The organism is Pseudomonas sp. NFIX28, from assembly GCF_900107395.1.
Classification (GTDB): Bacteria; Pseudomonadota; Gammaproteobacteria; order Pseudomonadales; family Pseudomonadaceae; genus Aquipseudomonas.
In genome coordinates this window covers 465,299-481,579 of record NZ_FNPW01000003.1, presented here as the reverse complement: position 1 = coordinate 481,579, position 16,281 = coordinate 465,299, and the positions used below count along the sequence as shown (strand labels likewise).

Annotated in this window: 15 protein-coding genes; 8 read left to right on the top strand and 7 right to left on the bottom strand. The window is 61.8% G+C overall.

Annotated features, from left to right (window positions below; translation table 11 throughout):
• Window positions 1-75: 75 nt before the first annotated feature.
• The 3 genes from BLV20_RS08590 (at window position 76) to BLV20_RS08580 (ending at window position 1,939) form a co-directional block, all read left to right on the top strand.
• Window positions 76-546 (top strand): nuclear transport factor 2 family protein, encoded by a 471-nt coding sequence (locus BLV20_RS08590; RefSeq protein WP_092299693.1) that lies wholly within the window; start codon window positions 76-78, stop codon window positions 544-546.
• 50 nt (window positions 547-596) lie between these two features.
• A complete protein-coding gene (locus tag BLV20_RS08585) occupies window positions 597-920 on the top strand; it encodes a GIY-YIG nuclease family protein (RefSeq protein ID WP_092299824.1) in 324 nt (107 codons plus the stop codon).
• Window positions 921-1,003: 83 nt separating this feature from the next.
• Window positions 1,004-1,939, top strand: coding sequence for a glutathione S-transferase family protein (locus BLV20_RS08580; RefSeq protein WP_092299690.1), 936 nt, complete (start codon window positions 1,004-1,006; stop codon window positions 1,937-1,939).
• A gap of 112 nt (window positions 1,940-2,051) precedes the next feature.
• On the opposite strand, the gene BLV20_RS08575 is transcribed toward BLV20_RS08580, so the two are convergent.
• Window positions 2,052-2,399, bottom strand: coding sequence for a glutaredoxin family protein (locus BLV20_RS08575; protein ID WP_092299687.1), 348 nt, complete (start codon window positions 2,397-2,399; stop codon window positions 2,052-2,054).
• Entirely contained in the window at window positions 2,399-3,403 is a 1,005-nt protein-coding gene (gene yejK, locus BLV20_RS08570; protein ID WP_092299684.1) for a nucleoid-associated protein YejK, read from the bottom strand. The genes BLV20_RS08575 and yejK overlap by 1 nt, the downstream gene beginning before the upstream one ends.
• A 395-nt stretch (window positions 3,404-3,798) precedes the next feature.
• On the opposite strand from yejK, the gene BLV20_RS08565 reads away from it, so the two are divergent.
• Window positions 3,799-4,080, top strand: coding sequence for an HU family DNA-binding protein (locus BLV20_RS08565; protein WP_007932138.1), 282 nt, complete (start codon window positions 3,799-3,801; stop codon window positions 4,078-4,080).
• Window positions 4,081-4,182: 102 nt separating this feature from the next.
• On the opposite strand, the gene rlmF is transcribed toward BLV20_RS08565, so the two are convergent.
• The 5 genes from rlmF to BLV20_RS08540 all read right to left on the bottom strand — a co-directional run bounded on the left by rlmF (window position 4,183) and on the right by BLV20_RS08540 (window position 10,938).
• The gene (rlmF, locus tag BLV20_RS08560; protein WP_092299681.1) at window positions 4,183-5,208 is read right to left on the bottom strand and encodes a 23S rRNA (adenine(1618)-N(6))-methyltransferase RlmF; all 1,026 of its coding nucleotides are present in this window, start codon (window positions 5,206-5,208) and stop codon (window positions 4,183-4,185) included.
• Between the two features lie 230 nt (window positions 5,209-5,438).
• Window positions 5,439-8,285 (bottom strand): valine--tRNA ligase, encoded by a 2,847-nt coding sequence (locus BLV20_RS08555; protein ID WP_092299678.1) that lies wholly within the window; start codon window positions 8,283-8,285, stop codon window positions 5,439-5,441.
• A gap of 216 nt (window positions 8,286-8,501) precedes the next feature.
• Entirely contained in the window at window positions 8,502-8,951 is a 450-nt protein-coding gene (locus BLV20_RS08550; protein ID WP_092299675.1) for a DNA polymerase III subunit chi, read from the bottom strand.
• A gap of 7 nt (window positions 8,952-8,958) precedes the next feature.
• A complete protein-coding gene (locus BLV20_RS08545) occupies window positions 8,959-9,387 on the bottom strand; it encodes a DNA polymerase III subunit chi (RefSeq protein ID WP_092299672.1) in 429 nt (142 codons plus the stop codon).
• Between the two features lie 60 nt (window positions 9,388-9,447).
• The gene (locus BLV20_RS08540; RefSeq protein WP_092299669.1) at window positions 9,448-10,938 is read right to left on the bottom strand and encodes a leucyl aminopeptidase; all 1,491 of its coding nucleotides are present in this window, start codon (window positions 10,936-10,938) and stop codon (window positions 9,448-9,450) included.
• 312 nt (window positions 10,939-11,250) lie between these two features.
• On the opposite strand from BLV20_RS08540, the gene lptF reads away from it, so the two are divergent.
• The 4 genes from lptF to lepB all read left to right on the top strand — a co-directional run bounded on the left by lptF (window position 11,251) and on the right by lepB (window position 16,251).
• Window positions 11,251-12,369: an LPS export ABC transporter permease LptF gene (lptF, locus tag BLV20_RS08535; RefSeq protein WP_092299666.1), complete on the top strand. Its 1,119-nt coding sequence runs from the start codon at window positions 11,251-11,253 to the stop codon at window positions 12,367-12,369.
• Window positions 12,362-13,423, top strand: coding sequence for an LPS export ABC transporter permease LptG (gene lptG, locus BLV20_RS08530; RefSeq protein ID WP_092299663.1), 1,062 nt, complete (start codon window positions 12,362-12,364; stop codon window positions 13,421-13,423). Before lptF ends, lptG begins: the two co-directional genes overlap by 8 nt.
• Before the next feature lie 168 nt (window positions 13,424-13,591).
• Window positions 13,592-15,391 carry a translation elongation factor 4 gene (gene lepA / locus BLV20_RS08525; protein ID WP_092299660.1) on the top strand — a complete coding sequence of 600 codons (1,800 nt, stop codon included), beginning with the start codon at window positions 13,592-13,594 and terminating at the stop codon, window positions 15,389-15,391.
• 5 nt (window positions 15,392-15,396) lie between these two features.
• Entirely contained in the window at window positions 15,397-16,251 is an 855-nt protein-coding gene (gene lepB, locus BLV20_RS08520; RefSeq protein WP_092299657.1) for a signal peptidase I, read from the top strand.
• The last annotated feature ends 30 nt before the right edge of the window (window positions 16,252-16,281 follow it).

Here is a 16,281-nt window from a genome sequence, read left to right as displayed (position 1 = left end):
CGGCGAATGCCGATAGTGTTTCCCGGGTTTGCGGACTATCGTGCAGGCATCTTCTTGCTGAGTCGGAGCCTGTTCATGAGTGATGCCCACCGCGCCTTGATCACTGAGTTCTACAGCGCCTTCCAGCGCCTGGATGCCGAGGCCATGGCCGCCTGCTACACCGAGGACGTGCTGTTCAGTGATCCGGCGTTCGGCGAGCTGCGCGGCCGCGACGCCGGTGACATGTGGCGCATGCTCACCACCCGGGCCAAGGACTTCTCGCTGACCTTCGACACCGTGCGTGCCGATGAGCGCAGCGGCGGCGCCCATTGGGTGGCGACCTATCTGTTCAGCCAGACCGGCAATACCGTGGTCAACGATATCCAGGCACGCTTCGTGTTTCGCGACGGCAAGATCTGTGAACACCACGATCATTTCAATATGTGGCGCTGGGCCCGCCAGGCCCTGGGCACCAAGGGCCTGCTCCTCGGCTGGACCCCGCTGCTGAAAAACGCCGTGCGCGCCCAGGCCCGCAAAGGCCTGAAAGCCTTCCAGGCCGGCCGCTGAATCCTCGCCTCTGGTAAGATCGCGGCTTGTTTCCACACGCCGCGATCACCGTGACCCGCCCCAACCCATCCCCCGCCAACGACTCCGAACCCTTGCCCGCGGCGAGCAAACCCTGGTTTGTCTACCTGGTGCGCGCCGCCAACGGCGCCTTGTATTGCGGCATCAGCGACGACCCGGTCAAGCGCTTCGCCAAGCACCAGAGCGGCAAGGGCGCACGGTTCTTCCTCTCCAGCCCGGCCGTCGCGCTGGTCTACACCGAAGCCTGCCGCGACAAAAGCGAAGCCCTGCGCCAGGAGCGGCTGATCAAGAAACTCAAGAAAAGCGCCAAGGAGTGCCTGGTGGCTTCGGCGGCCGTGGCTTATCAAGCCGACTGATACGTGGCCATCAGGCAGAACGGTGGGCTGCCAGTAATTTGCACGCTAAGCTGGTTCTTCCTACTTATCCGGTGGACCCCAGCATGTCAGAGTTGATTCTGCACCATTACCCGACCTCGCCTTTCGCGGAAAAAGCGCGGTTGTTGCTCGGCTTCAAGGGTTTGTCCTGGCGTTCGGTGAAGATCTCGCCGGTGATGCCCAAACCCGATCTCACGGCGCTCACTGGTGGTTATCGCAAGACCCCGGTGTTGCAGGTCGGTGCCGATATCTACTGCGATACGGCATTGATCGCGCGGCGGCTGGAGCAGGAAAAGGCTTTGCCTGCGCTGTTCCCCGAAGGCCGCGAGATGATCTGCGCGACTTTCGCGGCCTGGGCTGATTCGGTGGTGTTCCAGCATGCGGTGAGCCTGGTGTTTCAACCCGAGTCGGCGGCCGTGCGTTTCGGCCACTTGCCGCCGGAAGCGGTCAAGGCGTTCATGGCCGACCGTGCCGGGCTGTTCAGCGGCGGCAGCTCCACCCGTGTGCCGCTGGAATTGGCCAAGCATCAATGGCCGACGCTCATGGCGCGCCTGGAGTTGCAGTTGCAGCGCGAGGAGGGCGACTTTCTGTTCGGCGATCCGTCGATTGCCGACTTCGCCCTGGCCCATCCCCTGTGGTTCCTCAAGGGCACGCCGGTGACGGCGCCGCTGGTGGACGCCTATCCGGCCGTGTCGGCATGGCTGGCGCGGGTACTGGGTTTTGGCCATGGCGCTTCGAGTGCGATGACCTCCGAAGAGGCGCTCGAAGTGGCACGTGGCGCTACACCCGCAGCCTTGCCGGACGAGGCCTTCACTGATCCAAACGGTTTCCAGGCTGGCCAGCCGGTGCAGATTGCGGCGACCGACTATGGCGTCGATCCAGTGGCGGGGGAGTTGCTGTTTGCCGGGCGCGAAGAGTTGATCCTGCGCCGCGAAGACCCGCGTGGCGGGTTGGTGCATGTGCACTTCCCGCGCCTGGGGTTCCGTATCGAGGCTGTGTGACTTCATGCGACCCTAGCCGCTGCCGAAGGCTGCGATAAGGCCGCAGGCCTTCGGCAACCTCAGGCTTCGGCCGCCTGCTTCGTTGATAGGTCGCGTAGACCGGCCGCAGCGGCTACAACGCCGCCATGATCGCGTCGGGATCGTAATTGCGGATCAGTGTGCCGTTCACATCGAGGATCGGGATTCCTCGTCCACCCAAGGCTTCATACGCCTTGCGCGCCTCGGCATCTTTCTCGATATCGAACTCGCGAAAGGCAATGCCCTTCTGATCGAGAAAGCGCCGGGTGGCCTTGCAGTAGCCGCACCAGTCGGTGGCGTAGAGCACCACCCGGGCGTTGGCCCGGACTTGCTCCGGGGCCATTTCCGATGGGTTGAACAGCCGTTCGACCTTGCCCCAGTTCTGGTACGCCACAACCACCAGCAGGATCAGCAGGAATTTCTTCAACACGCCGTGCAGCATCAGTTGCGGCGCTTGAGCTGGTCGGTCAGTTGGGTCGGCAGGCCCTTGATGATCAGGGTGCCGGCTTCTTCGTCATACTCGATCTTCGAGCCCAGCAGGTGCGCCTCGAAGCTGATGGACAAGCCTTCGGCGCGACCGGTGAAGCGGCGGAACTGGTTGAGGGTGCGCTTGTCCGCGGGAATTTCCGGGGACAGGCCATAGTCCTTGTTGCGGATGTGGTCGTAGAACGCCTTGGGGCGGTCTTCGTCGATCAGTTCCGAGAGCTCTTCCAGGCCCACGGGTTCGCCCAGCTTGGCCTGGCTGCTGGCGTAATCCACCAGGGTCTTGGTTTTCTCGCGGGCCGAGTCTTCGGGCAGGTCTTCGCTTTCGACGAAGTCGCTGAACGCCTTGAGCAGGGTGCGGGTTTCGCCCGGGCCATCGACGCCTTCCTGGCAGCCGATGAAGTCGCGGAAGTATTCCGAGACCTTCTTGCCGTTCTTGCCCTTGATGAACGAGATGTACTGCTTGGACTGCTTGTTGTTCTGCCACTCGGAGACGTTGATTCGCGCCGCCAGGTGCAATTGGCCCAGGTCTAGGTGGCGCGACGGGGTCACGTCCAGCTCGTCGGTCACCGCCACGCCTTCGCTGTGGTGCAGCAGGGCGATGGCCAGGTAGTCGGTCATGCCTTGCTGGTAGTGGGCGAACAGCACGTGGCCGCCGACCGACAGGTTGGACTCTTCCATCAGCTTCTGCAGATGCTCGACCGCGACGCGGCTGAAGGCGGTGAAGTCCTGGGCGCCGTCGAGGTATTCCTTCAGCCAGCCGCTGAAGGGGAACGCGCCCGACTCCGGATGGAACAGGCCCCAGGCTTTGCCTTGTTTGGCGTTATAGCTTTCGTTGAGATCGGCAAGCATGTTCTCGATGGCCGCGGACTCAGCCAGTTCGGAGTCGCGGGCGTGAAGAACTGCGGGTGTGCCGTCGGGTTTTTTGTCGATCAGGTGGACGATGCAATGGCGGATCGGCATGGGCTTCTCGGCTGGTTGGCGGGAGAGGGCGTAGCTCCCCGAAAAAGTGCCCAGTGTACCGCACCCGCTGGTTTTGGCGCTGTTTGAAGGGGGTGGAAGGCGGCTTGGGTCAAGCTTATGTATTTTTTTGCGAATTTAGAGCAATAAAGCTGACCAAATGGCTAGGTAGAGGCGGATATTTCCCCGTCTCTGTGCTAGTTTTGCCCCGTCTTACGCGATGTCTCGGCGTTAAGCGTGCATTCAGCATTTGTCAGGTCGAACCAAACCCTGATTTCGGTATCTATAACCCCGATCTTTCGTGGTTGTGACCGGGGTGCCAGATCCACAAGATCTGGCTCGATGGCTGACACTGCACTCTGCAATCCAAATGAATTTGATAGGGAAGGAACACCACAATGGCTATTACTAAAGACCAACTGATCGCTGATATCGCTGAAGCTATCGACGCGCCGAAAACCACCGCGCGTAACGCTCTGGACCAGCTGGCCCAGATCGTTGCTGATCAATTGGAAAATGGCGGCGAAATCACTCTGCCAGGTATCGGCAAGCTGAAAGTGACTGAGCGTCCTGCCCGTACTGGCCGTAACCCATCGACTGGCGCTGCCATCGAAATCGCTGCCAAGAAAGTTATCAAGCTGGTTGTGGCTAAAGGCCTGACCGACTCGATCAACAAGTAAGACTGCAGTAAGACCGTGCCCAGGAAGAACTTCCGGGCACGGTTTGCCGGCCTTGGGCCGCAACGATTTACGCAATGTAAATCGGCGTTTTTCCCCTTCTAGCTAACCCTTGCGAACCCAACGCTCCTGGCGCCAGGCCTGTTGCTGTGCCTTGTCCTTGAAGGTCCAGGCGACGAAGCGGCTCTGTTTCTGCCCCTGTGACATTTCCACCACCTGGCTTTCCAGCGCCCCGGCTTTTTTCAGCGCGGCTTGAATGGCCGGCAGGTTCGAGGCTTTCGACACCAGGGTGCTGAACCACAACACCTGTTGCGCCACCTGGGCGCTTTCGCCGATCAACTGGGTCACGAAACGTGCTTCGCCACCTTCGCACCACAACTCCGCGGCCTGGCCGCCAAAGTTCAGCACCGGCAATTTGCGCTTGGGGTCGGCCTTGCCCAGGGCTCGCCATTTGCGCTGGCTGCCGCGGGTGGCTTCCTCCAGGGACGCGTGGAACGGTGGATTGCACAGGGTCAGGTCGAAGCGTTCGCCGCTCTCCAGCAGCCCCAGCAGGATCTGCTTGCGGTTGGCTTGCTGGCGCAGGCCAATGGCCTTGTCCAGACCATTGGCCTGGACGATCGCCTTGGCGGCGGCGAGGGCGGTGGTATCGATGTCGGAACCGAGGAACTGCCAGCGATAGTCAGAATGGCCGAGCAGCGGATAGATGCAGTTGGCGCCGACGCCGATGTCCAGCACCCGCACCGCCGCGCCACGGGGAATCACGCCTTCGTTGTGCGCGGCCAGCAGGTCGGCCAAAAAGTGCACGTAATCGGCGCGACCGGGGACCGGAGGGCAAAGAAAGTCAGCTGGAATATCCCAATGGGCGATGCCGTAGAACGCCTTGAGCAACGCCCGGTTGAACACGCGCACCGCTGCCGGGTTGGCGAAGTCGATGCTCTCCTTGCCGTAAGGGTTGAGGATCACGAAGGCCCCCAGCTCCGGCGTGCTCTTGATCAATTGCGGGAAGTCATAGCGGCCTTGATGGCGATTGCGCGGGTGCAGGCTGGCCTTTTCCCGCGGCGCGACGGCCTTGGCCGGAGCAGCAGGTTGAGGCTTTTTACGCGGAGCTTTGGGAGGGCGGGGGGCGGTCATGGGCGAAATCGGTTCGGGTATGGCTCAAAGTGGCGGGCATTGTCCCATATCTACCCAGGCCGCGTGGCCTCTGTAGGAGCGAGGCTTGCCCGCGAAGCGTTATTCCTGGCACACCGCGTTACCTTTATCGCCAGCAAGCTGTGCTCCTACAGAAGCGCCAAGCCTGTCGGTCGGGCACAAAAAAGGGAGCCCTTTGCGGGGCTCCCTTTTTATTACCGCTCGAATTGCCGTTACAGGCTGGAAATCCGTGCGTGCTGCTCGGCCAGCTTGCCCAGGGCCTGTTCGGCCTCGGCCAGTTTGGCGCGTTCCTTGTCGATGACTTCGGCAGGGGCCTTGTCGACGAAGGCGGCGTTGGACAGCTTGCCGCCGACCCGCTGCACTTCGCCTTGCAGGCGCTGGATTTCCTTGTCCAGGCGCGCCAGTTCGGCACCCTTGTCGATCAGGCCGGCCATCGGCACCAGCACTTCCATTTCGCCGACCAGGGCGGTGGCGGACAGCGGTGCTTCGTCGCCGGCCTTCAGCACGGTGATCGATTCGAGTTTGGCCAGCTTCTTCAGCAGGGTCTCGTTTTCGCTCAGGCGGCGCTGGTCTTCGGCGCTGGTGTTCTTCAGGAACAAGGCCAGTGGCTTGCCCGGGCCGATGTTCATTTCGGCGCGGATGTTACGGGTGCCGAGCATCAGGCCCTTGAGCCATTCGATGTCGTCTTCGGCGGCCGGGTCGATGCGCGCCTCAACGGCCACCGGCCACGGCTGCAGCATGATGGTCTTGCCCTGGATACCGGCCAGCGGCGCCAGGCGCTGCCAGATTTCTTCGGTGATGAATGGCATGAACGGGTGGGCCAGGCGCAGCGCCACTTCCAGTACGCGCACAAGGGTGCGACGGGTGCCGCGCTGGCGCTCGACCGGCGCGTTCTCGTCCCACAGCACTGGCTTGGACAGCTCCAGGTACCAGTCGCAGTACTGGTTCCAGATGAACTCGTACAGCGCCTGGGCCGCGAGGTCGAAGCGGAACTGGTCCAGCTGGCGGGTCACTTCGGCTTCGGTGCGTTGCAGCTGGGAGATGATCCAGCGATCGGCCAGCGACAGCTCGTAGGCTTCGCCGTTCTGGCCGCAGTCTTCGCCCTTGTCCAGTACGTAGCGCGCGGCGTTCCAGATCTTGTTGCAGAAGTTGCGATAGCCTTCGACGCGGCCCATGTCGAACTTGATGTCGCGACCGGTGGAAGCCAGCGAGCAGAAGGTAAAGCGCAGGGCGTCGGTGCCGTAGCTGGCGATGCCGTCGGCGAATTCCTGGCGGGTCTGCTTCTCGATCTTCTTCGCCAGTTGCGGCTGCATCATGCCGGTGGTGCGTTTCTGCACCAGGGTTTCCAGGTCGATGCCGTCGATGATGTCCAGCGGGTCAAGGACGTTGCCCTTGGACTTGGACATCTTCTGGCCCTGGCCGTCGCGAACCAGGCCGTGAACGTACACGGTCTTGAACGGAACCTGCGGCGTGCCGTCCTCGTTCTTCACCAGGTGCATGGTGAGCATGATCATCCGGGCGACCCAGAAGAAAATGATGTCGAAACCGGTCACCAGCACGTCGGTCGGGTGGAAGGTCTTGAGGAACTCGGTCTGCTCCGGCCAGCCCAGGGTGGAGAAGGTCCACAGGCCCGAACTGAACCAGGTGTCGAGGACGTCGTTGTCCTGTTGCAGGGCGACGTCGGGGCCGAGGTTGTGCTTGGCGCGCACTTCGGCTTCGTCGCGGCCTACATAGACCTTGCCCGACTCGTCGTACCAGGCCGGGATGCGGTGGCCCCACCACAGCTGGCGGCTGATGCACCAGTCCTGGATATCGCGCATCCAGGAGAAGTACATGTTTTCGTACTGCTTGGGCACGAACGCGATGCGGCCGTCTTCCACGGCGGCAATGGCCGGCTCGGCCAGGGGCTTGGTGGAGACGTACCACTGGTCGGTCAGCCACGGCTCGATGATGGTGCCGGAGCGGTCGCCTTTCGGCACTTTCAAGGCGTGGTCGTCGACGCTGACCAGCAGGCCGGCGGCGTCGAACGCGGCGACGATCTGCTTGCGTGCTTCGAAACGGTCGAGACCGGCGTATTCAGCCGGGATCTTGCCGTCGATGCTGTCGTTCAGCGTGCCGTCCAGGTTGAACACCTGGGCAGCCGGCAGCACGTTGGCGTTCTTGTCGAAGATGTTCAGCAGCGGCAGGTTGTGGCGCTTGCCGACTTCGTAGTCGTTGAAATCGTGGGCCGGGGTGATTTTCACGCAACCGGTGCCGAATTCAGGGTCGCAGTAATCGTCGGCGATGATCGGGATGCGGCGGCCCACCAGCGGCAGTTCGACGAATTTGCCGATCAGTGCCTTGTAGCGCTCGTCTTCCGGGTTAACGGCCACGGCGGAGTCGCCGAGCATGGTTTCCGGGCGAGTGGTGGCGACGATCAGGTAGTCCAGGCCTTCAGCGGTCTTGGCGCCATCGGCCAGCGGGTAGCGCAGGTTCCACAGCGAGCCTTTTTCGTCGTGGTTTTCCACTTCGAGGTCGGAAATCGCCGTGTGCAGCTTGGTGTCCCAGTTGACCAGGCGCTTGCCGCGGTAGATCAGGCCGTCTTCGTGCAGGCGTACGAAGGCTTCCTTGACGGCTTCGGAGAGGCCGTCGTCCATGGTGAAGCGCTCGCGGCTCCAGTCCACGGACGAGCCCAGGCGGCGGATCTGACGGCTGATGTTGCCGCCGGATTGGTCTTTCCATTCCCAGACTTTCTCGAGGAATTTCTCCCGGCCCAGATCGTGGCGATTCTGGCCCTGGGCTTCGATCTGGCGCTCCACCAGCATCTGCGTGGCGATACCGGCGTGGTCGGTACCCGGCTGCCACAGGGTGTTGCGGCCCTGCATGCGGCGGAAGCGGATCAAGGCATCCATGATCGCGTTGTTGAAGCCATGGCCCATGTGCAGGCTGCCAGTGACGTTCGGTGGCGGAATCATGATGGTGTACGAGTCGCCCGCGCCTTGCGGGGCGAAGTAATTCTCTGACTCCCAGGTCTGGTACCAGGAAGTTTCAATGGCGTGCGGCTGGTAGGTCTTATCCATGCGCGGCGGGACCCTATTGGCATTTATTCAGGAAAAGCCGGGAAGTATAGCGGGGATGAGCCGATGCGCGTAGAGCGGGCTGACAGCGGGAGGGCGAAAATTGCCCAATGAGCGGGGATTTCTGCCTGTTGCCAGGCGTCGTCGCGACCAAGCCTCGCTGCCACGGACGCCTGGTGGCCTGTGGCTGCGAGGTTTGTTCGCTAAATAAGGTGGGGGTCAGGCGTCGTACTGGCTCAGCAAGCGATCCATTCGTGCATCGAGGCGGCGCTTGATTTCGGTTTCGATGTGCGGGGCGAAGTCGTCGATCACGTCCTGCATGATCAGTTGCGCGGCGGCGCGCAGTTCGCTGTCCAGGTGCAGCAGGGCATCCTGGCTTTTCGGCGCGGGCGCCGGTGCCGGCGCGACGGCTGGAGCGGCAGCCACGGGAGCAGGTTGCGGCTGGGCCACGGGCGCGGGGGCGGAGTGCGGTTCTGCCGGTGCCTCTTCGCGGGGGGCGGTGGCAGGTTTGCCGCCGACCATGTCGAACAGCAGTGGAATTTGCACTTCGCCGTCGACGGTCTCGGTCAGCAGCGGAGGTTGCAGGTTGTCATCGCCGAGCAGTTGGCGGATGGACTCGAGGTCATCCAGCAGGTGCGCGGACTTTTGCAGCGGTTTGGGAGTGTCCATCGATGGCTCAGAGTCGCTGTAAACGGTGATCTTGCAGAGGATATCCCTGTTCGCGGTAGAAACGGAAACTCTCGCGAGCAGCCTGACGAATAGTCGGGTCTTCCACCACCACTTCGGCAATGCGCGCAAAGCGCTGGGCAAAGGCCGGGACTTTCAGGTCCAGGTTGACCAGCAGGTCATGGTGCTCGCCGGGATCATCGCCCAGGCCGAGAACGATCACGCCATCCGGCTCGCTTTCGGCAGGGCCGTGCGGGACGAAGGTTTCGCCCTTGAAGCGCCACAGGCGGGCATCGAGCTCATCGCGCTGGGCCGCGTCGCTGCAATGCAGGTAGATGCGGTGTCCCATGCGCCAGGCTTTGTCGGTGAGCTTGCAGGCGAAGTCCAGACGCGCCGAAGGATCCGCGCTGGGAAGAATATAGAAGTCGACTTTGGTCATTGCGGTTCCTGGACTCGGGAGTGCGCCGCGTGTGGGCGGCGCACCCCGAGGTCATAGGTTTCAGGCTTTGGCGCGGTCCAGCAGGTACTGGGTCAGCAGGGGCACCGGACGGCCAGTGGCGCCCTTGTCCTTGCCGCCGCTGGTCCAGGCGGTACCGGCGATATCCAGGTGCGCCCAGTTGTACTGCTTGGTGAAGCGCGACAGGAAGCAGGCAGCGGTGATGGTGCCGGCTTTCGGGCCGCCGATGTTGGCGATGTCGGCGAACGGGCTGTCCAGCTGTTCCTGGTATTCATCGAACAGCGGCAGTTGCCAGGCACGGTCGTCCGCCTGAACGCCAGCGCTGAGCAATTGGCCGATCAGTTCGTCGTTGTTGCCCAGGAGGCCCGAGGTATGGGAACCGAGGGCGACCACGCAGGCGCCGGTCAGGGTGGCGATGTCGATCACCGCCTGTGGCTTGAAGCGCTCGGCGTAGGTCAGGGCATCGCACAGCACCAGGCGGCCTTCGGCGTCGGTGTTGAGGATTTCCACGGTCTGGCCGCTCATGGTGGTGACGATGTCGCCCGGGCGCGAAGCGGTGCCGCTCGGCATGTTCTCGGCACAGGCCAGGATGCATACCAGATTGATCGGCAGCTTGAGTTCCAGCACGGCACGCAGGGTGCCGAACACGCTGGCGGCGCCACCCATGTCGTACTTCATTTCATCCATGCCGGCGCCGGGTTTGAGGCTGATGCCGCCGGTGTCGAAGGTGATGCCCTTGCCCACCAGGGTGTACGGTTTCTCGGATTTCTTGCCGCCGTTGTATTGCATGACGATCAGGCGTGGCGGCTGGGCGCTGCCCTGGCCTACGGCATAGAACGAGCCCATGCCCAGTTCCTTGATCTTCTTCTCGTCCAGGACTTCGACTTTCAGTGTCTTGAATTCTTTACCCAGGGCCTTGGCCTGTTCGCCGAGGAAGGTCGGGTGGCAGATGTTCGGCGGCAGGTTGCCCAGGTTGCGGGTGAACGCCATGCCATTGGCGATCGCCCTGGCGTGGGCCACGGCGCGCTCGACTTCGGACTGCGCGGCCTTGATGGTCAGCAGGGTGACTTTCTTCAGGGCGCGCGGTTCGGTCTTCTGGCTCTTGAACTGGTCGAAGCTGTATTCGCCGTCCACCAGGGTTTCGGCCAGCAGGCGGGTCTTGCCGTAGCTGTCGCGGCCCTTGACCACGACTTCATCCAGCGCCAGCACGGCATCGCTGCCGCCCAGGCCCTTGAGGGTATTGAGGATGCCGCTGATGATCTTGCGGAACGGACGGTCGCCCAGTTCGGCATCCTTGCCGGTCCCAACCAGCAGGACGCGTTCGGCCTTCAGGTTCGGCAGGGCGTGCAACAGCAGGCTTTGGCCGACCTTGCCTTCCAGGTCGCCGCGCTTGAGTACTGCGCTGATGGCGCCGCCACTGAGCTCGTCGAGTTGTTTGGCAACGCTACCGAGCTTGCGGCCTTCGCTGACGGCGACCACCAGGGTGGCGGTCTTCAACGTTTCCGGGCTAACGCTTTTTACAACCAGTTCCATGTCCGGGTCCCTGAATTAATGGTCAAAGAGCGCAGGGCCGATGCCGTGCGCCAGGCTTGTCATGTCTGTAGCTTTTTATAAGGAGAGGCGCCGGCGGCAGCCGACGACAGGGTCGCCAGTTTGAACCCGGGCGGTCGAGGCTGACAACCCTCGCATGAGCGAACTTCGCCGCTTTGGAGAGCTGCCTGAGCATGCGCAGTGACAGGCGCATGCAATCACAGGATAATGCGCCATCTTTTTTCGGCGGCTCGGCTGCATGGGCCGTGTTTGCTTGTTTGGCCGCCTTAGCCTGACAACCCTGGAGTGTCTGGTTTGATCGTCTTCCGTTATCTATCCCGTGAAGTCTTGCTGACCCTGAGCGCCGTGAGTGCCGTTCTGCTGGTCATCATCATGAGCGGACGTTTCGTCAAATACCTCGCGCAAGCGGCCTCGGGCGCATTGGACCCGGGCTCGCTGTTCTTGATCATGGGCTTTCGCCTGCCGGGCTTTTTGCAACTGATCCTGCCGCTGGGGTTGTTCCTCGGCATTCTCCTGGCCTACGGCCGCCTGTACCTCGAAAGCGAAATGACCGTGCTCTCGGCTACCGGCATGAGCCAGCAGCGCCTGCTGGGCATGACCATGATCCCGGCTGCGCTGGTGGCGCTGCTGGTGGCGTGGCTGAGCCTGAGCCTGGCGCCGCAGGGGGCCAATCAGTTCCAGTTGCTGCTGAACAAGCAGGACGCCATGACCGAGTTCGACACCCTGGTGCCGGGGCGTTTCCAGGCGCTCAACGACGGTACGCGGGTTACCTATACCGAGCATTTGTCCGATGACCGCGCCAACCTGGGCGGCGTGTTCATTTCGGAAAAACGCCAGAGCAAGGACAAGAAGGACCAGGGTATTTCGGTGTTGGTGGCGGAGAAGGGGCACCAGGACATTCGTCCTGACGGCAACCGCTATCTGATTCTGGAAAACGGTTATCGCTACGACGGTAATCCGGGCCAGGCCGATTACCGGATCATCAAGTACGACACCTATGGCGTATTGCTGGCCAAGCCGGACGTCAGCGACGAGGTCACGGATCGCGACGCCATGCCAACCCGCGATCTGATCGGCAGCCAGGACATGCGCGCCAATGCCGAGCTGCAATGGCGTCTTTCCCTGCCGCTGCTGGTGTTCATCGTGACCCTGATGGCGGTGCCGCTGTCCCGGGTGAACCCACGGCAGGGCCGCTTCCTCAAGCTGTTGCCGGCGATTCTTCTTTATATGGCGTACCTGACCATCCTGATCGCGGCCCGTGGCTCGCTGGAGAAAGGCAAGCTGCCGCAATCGCTGGGCCTGTGGTGGGTGCACGGAATATTCCTATTGATTGGCCTCGGATTGCTGTACTGGGAGCCTTTGCGTCTGAAGCTGGCGAGCCGCCGCAGCATGAAGGAGGTGGCTCGTGGTTAAGCTCGATCGCTACATCGGTAACAGTGTCCTGCTGGCCATCCTGGCGGTATTGGGGATCATTCTCGGCCTGGCGTCGCTGTTTGCCTTCATCGACGAGATGGGTAGCGTCAGCGACAGCTACACCGTGATGGACGTGCTGAGCTTCGTGGTCATGACGGCGCCTCGCCGGCTCTACGAAATGCTGCCGATGGCGGCCCTGATTGGCTGCCTGATCGGCCTGGGCAGCCTGGCCAGCAACAGTGAGCTGACCATCATGCGGGCCGCCGGCGTGTCCGTCGGGCGGATCGTCTGGGCGGTCATGAAGCCGATGCTGTTCCTGATGGTGGCCGGCGTGCTGATTGGCGAATACGTCGCTCCGGCCACTGAAAGCCAGGCGCAGGCCAGCCGTGCGCTGGCCCAGGGTTCGGGCGACGCGCAAAGCTCCAAGCGCGGCCTGTGGCACCGCCAGGGTGAGGAATTCATCCACATCAACGCCGTGCAACCCAACGGTTTGCTGTATGGCGTGACCCGTTATCGCTTCGACGATCAGCGACACATGCTGTCCTCGAGCTTTGCCCGCCAGGCTCGCTTCGAAGAGAACTTCTGGCAGCTGAGCGACGTGACCACCACCTATTTCCGCGAAGGCCACACCGAAGTCGTCAGCAGCCCTCAAGAGCGTTGGGATGTGGCGTTGAGCCCGCAATTGCTGAGCACGGTGGTGATGGCGCCGGAATCGTTGTCGATCAGCGGCCTGTGGGGATACATCCATTACCTGGCCGATCAGGGCCTGAACAACGGTCGCTACTGGCTGGCGTTCTGGGTCAAGGTGCTGCAGCCGCTGGTCACCGCAGCCCTGGTATTGATGGCGATCTCGTTCATTTTTGGTCCGTTGCGTTCCGTGACGCTCGGCCAGCGGGTGTTCACTGGCGTGCTGGTAGGGTTCACCTTCCGCATCGCCCAGGACCTGCTGGGCCCATCGAGCCTGGTATTCGGCTTCTCGCCGCTGTTCGCGGTGCTGGTGCCGGCCGCTTTCTGTGCGCTGGCCGGGTTCTGGCTGCTGCGTCGGGCCGGCTGACAGGCGCCAACGACGCCGCCCGTATGAGAAACGCCCCTGTCGAAAGACCGGGGCGTTTTGCGTTTAGGCGCCACTGACAGGCGAACGTGACGCTTGCGTCGTCTATCAGGTACAATTCCCGGCTATTTTTCGGCGGGCTATGCCTGCAGCCTTTTTGAGTGTTGACCCGTGAGTGATTTGAGTCATATCCGCAATTTCTCCATCATCGCCCACATTGACCATGGCAAGTCGACTCTGGCCGATCGCTTCATCCAGATGTGCGGCGGCCTGGCCGAGCGCGAAATGGAAGCCCAGGTTCTGGACTCCATGGACCTTGAGCGTGAACGCGGGATCACCATCAAGGCCCACAGCGTTACCCTCTATTACAAAGCCCGCGACGGTATCAACTACCAGCTGAACTTCATCGACACCCCAGGCCACGTGGACTTCACCTACGAAGTCAGCCGGTCGCTGGCTGCCTGTGAAGGTGCCCTGCTGGTGGTCGACGCCGGCCAGGGCGTGGAAGCGCAGTCGGTCGCCAACTGCTACACCGCCATCGAGCAAGGCCTGGAAGTCATGCCGGTGCTGAACAAGATCGACCTGCCGCAGGCCGATCCGGATCGGGTCAAGGAAGAGATCGAGAAGATCATCGGTATCGATGCTACCGACGCCGTGACCTGCAGCGCCAAGACCGGCCTGGGTGTCGACGAGGTGCTGGAGCGCCTGGTCACCACCATTCCTGCGCCGACCGGCAACATCGAGGATCCGCTGCAAGCGTTGATCATCGACTCCTGGTTCGACAATTACCTGGGCGTCGTGTCCCTGGTTCGCGTGCGCCATGGCCGCGTGAAGAAGGGTGACAAGATCCTGGTGAAGTCCACCGGCAAGATCCATCTGGTGGACAGCGTCGGTGTATTCAACCCGAAACACACCGCTACCGCTGACCTGAAGGCCGGTGAAGTAGGCTTCATCATCGCCGGTATCAAGGACATTCATGGTGCGCCGGTCGGTGACACCCTGACCCTGAGTTCGACCCCCGATGTCGAAGTGCTGCCTGGCTTCAAGCGCATTCAGCCGCAGGTCTATGCTGGCCTGTTCCCGGTCAGTTCCGACGACTTCGAAGACTTCCGCGAAGCCCTGCAAAAGCTCACGCTGAACGACTCGTCGCTGCAATACACCCCGGAAAGCTCCGACGCACTGGGCTTCGGCTTCCGTTGCGGCTTCCTCGGCATGCTGCACATGGAAATCATCCAGGAGCGCCTGGAGCGCGAATACGACCTGGACCTGATCACCACGGCGCCGACGGTGATTTTCGAGCTGCAACTGAAGAACGGTGAGACGATCTACGTCGATAACCCATCGAAGTTGCCGGATCTGTCGGCCATCGAAGACATGCGCGAGCCGATCGTGCGGGCGAATATTCTTGTGCCGCAAGAGCACCTGGGTAACGTCATTACCCTGTGCATCGAGAAGCGTGGCGTGCAGCACGACATGCTGTTCCTTGGCAGCCAGGTCCAGGTGACCTACGACCTGCCGATGAACGAAGTGGTCCTGGACTTCTTCGACCGCCTCAAATCCACCAGTCGTGGCTATGCTTCGCTGGATTATCATTTCGATCGTTACCAATCGGCTAATCTGGTCAAGCTGGATGTGCTGATCAACGGTGAGAAAGTCGACGCCCTGGCATTGATCGTGCACCGTGACAACGCGCACTACAAAGGGCGTGCGTTGACCGAGAAGATGAAGGAACTGATTCCTCGGCAGATGTTCGACGTGGCAATCCAGGCCGCCATTGGCGGGCAGATTGTGGCGCGGACAACCGTCAAGGCGCTCAGAAAGAACGTACTGGCCAAATGCTACGGTGGTGACGTTAGCCGTAAGCGCAAGCTGTTGGAAAAGCAGAAGGCCGGTAAGAAACGCATGAAGCAAGTGGGCAACGTGGAAATTCCACAAGAAGCCTTCCTTGCTGTGCTCAGGTTGGATAGTTAGGTCCTATGTCGCTAAATTTCCCGCTGTTGCTGGTCATCGCCGTCGCCGTCTGCGGTTTGCTGGCGTTGCTCGATCTGGTTTTCCTGGCGCCGCGTCGACGTGCCGCCATTACCAACTATGAGGGCAGCGTCAGCCAGCCGGATGGGCTGGTCATCGAGAAGCTGAACAAGGAGCCGATGCTGGTCGAGTACGGCAAATCGTTCTTTCCGGTGCTGTTCATCGTGCTGGTGCTGCGTTCATTCCTGGTGGAACCGTTTCAGATTCCTTCGGGATCGATGAAGCCGACCCTGGATGTGGGCGACTTCATCCTGGTGAACAAGTTTTCTTACGGGATCCGCCTGCCGGTGATCGACAAGAAAATCATCGAGATTGGTGATCCGCAGCGCGGCGATGTGATGGTGTTCCGCTACCCGAGCGACCCGAACGTCAACTACATCAAGCGTGTGGTTGGCCTGCCGGGCGATGAAGTGCGCTACACCAGCGACAAGCGCCTGCTGGTCAACGGCCAGTCGGTCGCCGAACAATTGGTCGGCGCCGAGCCAGGCACCCTGGGCAGCGCGGAGCTCTACAAGGAAAAACTCGGCGCCGCCGAGCACCTGATCCGCAAGGAAATGAGCCGCTACCGAGCCACTCCCGACCGTCAGTGGACCGTGCCTGCCGGGCACTATTTCATGATGGGCGACAACCGCGACAACTCCAACGACAGTCGCTACTGGGATGACCCGAGCATTCCCAAGAACCTGCTGGGCATGGTTCCCGACAAGAATATCGTCGGCAAGGCCTTTGCAGTCTGGATGAGCTGGCCCGAACCGAAACTCAGCCACCTGCCGAATTTCTCGCGGGTTGGCCTGATCAAGTAATCACACACGGCGCTGTTGAATACAGCGCCG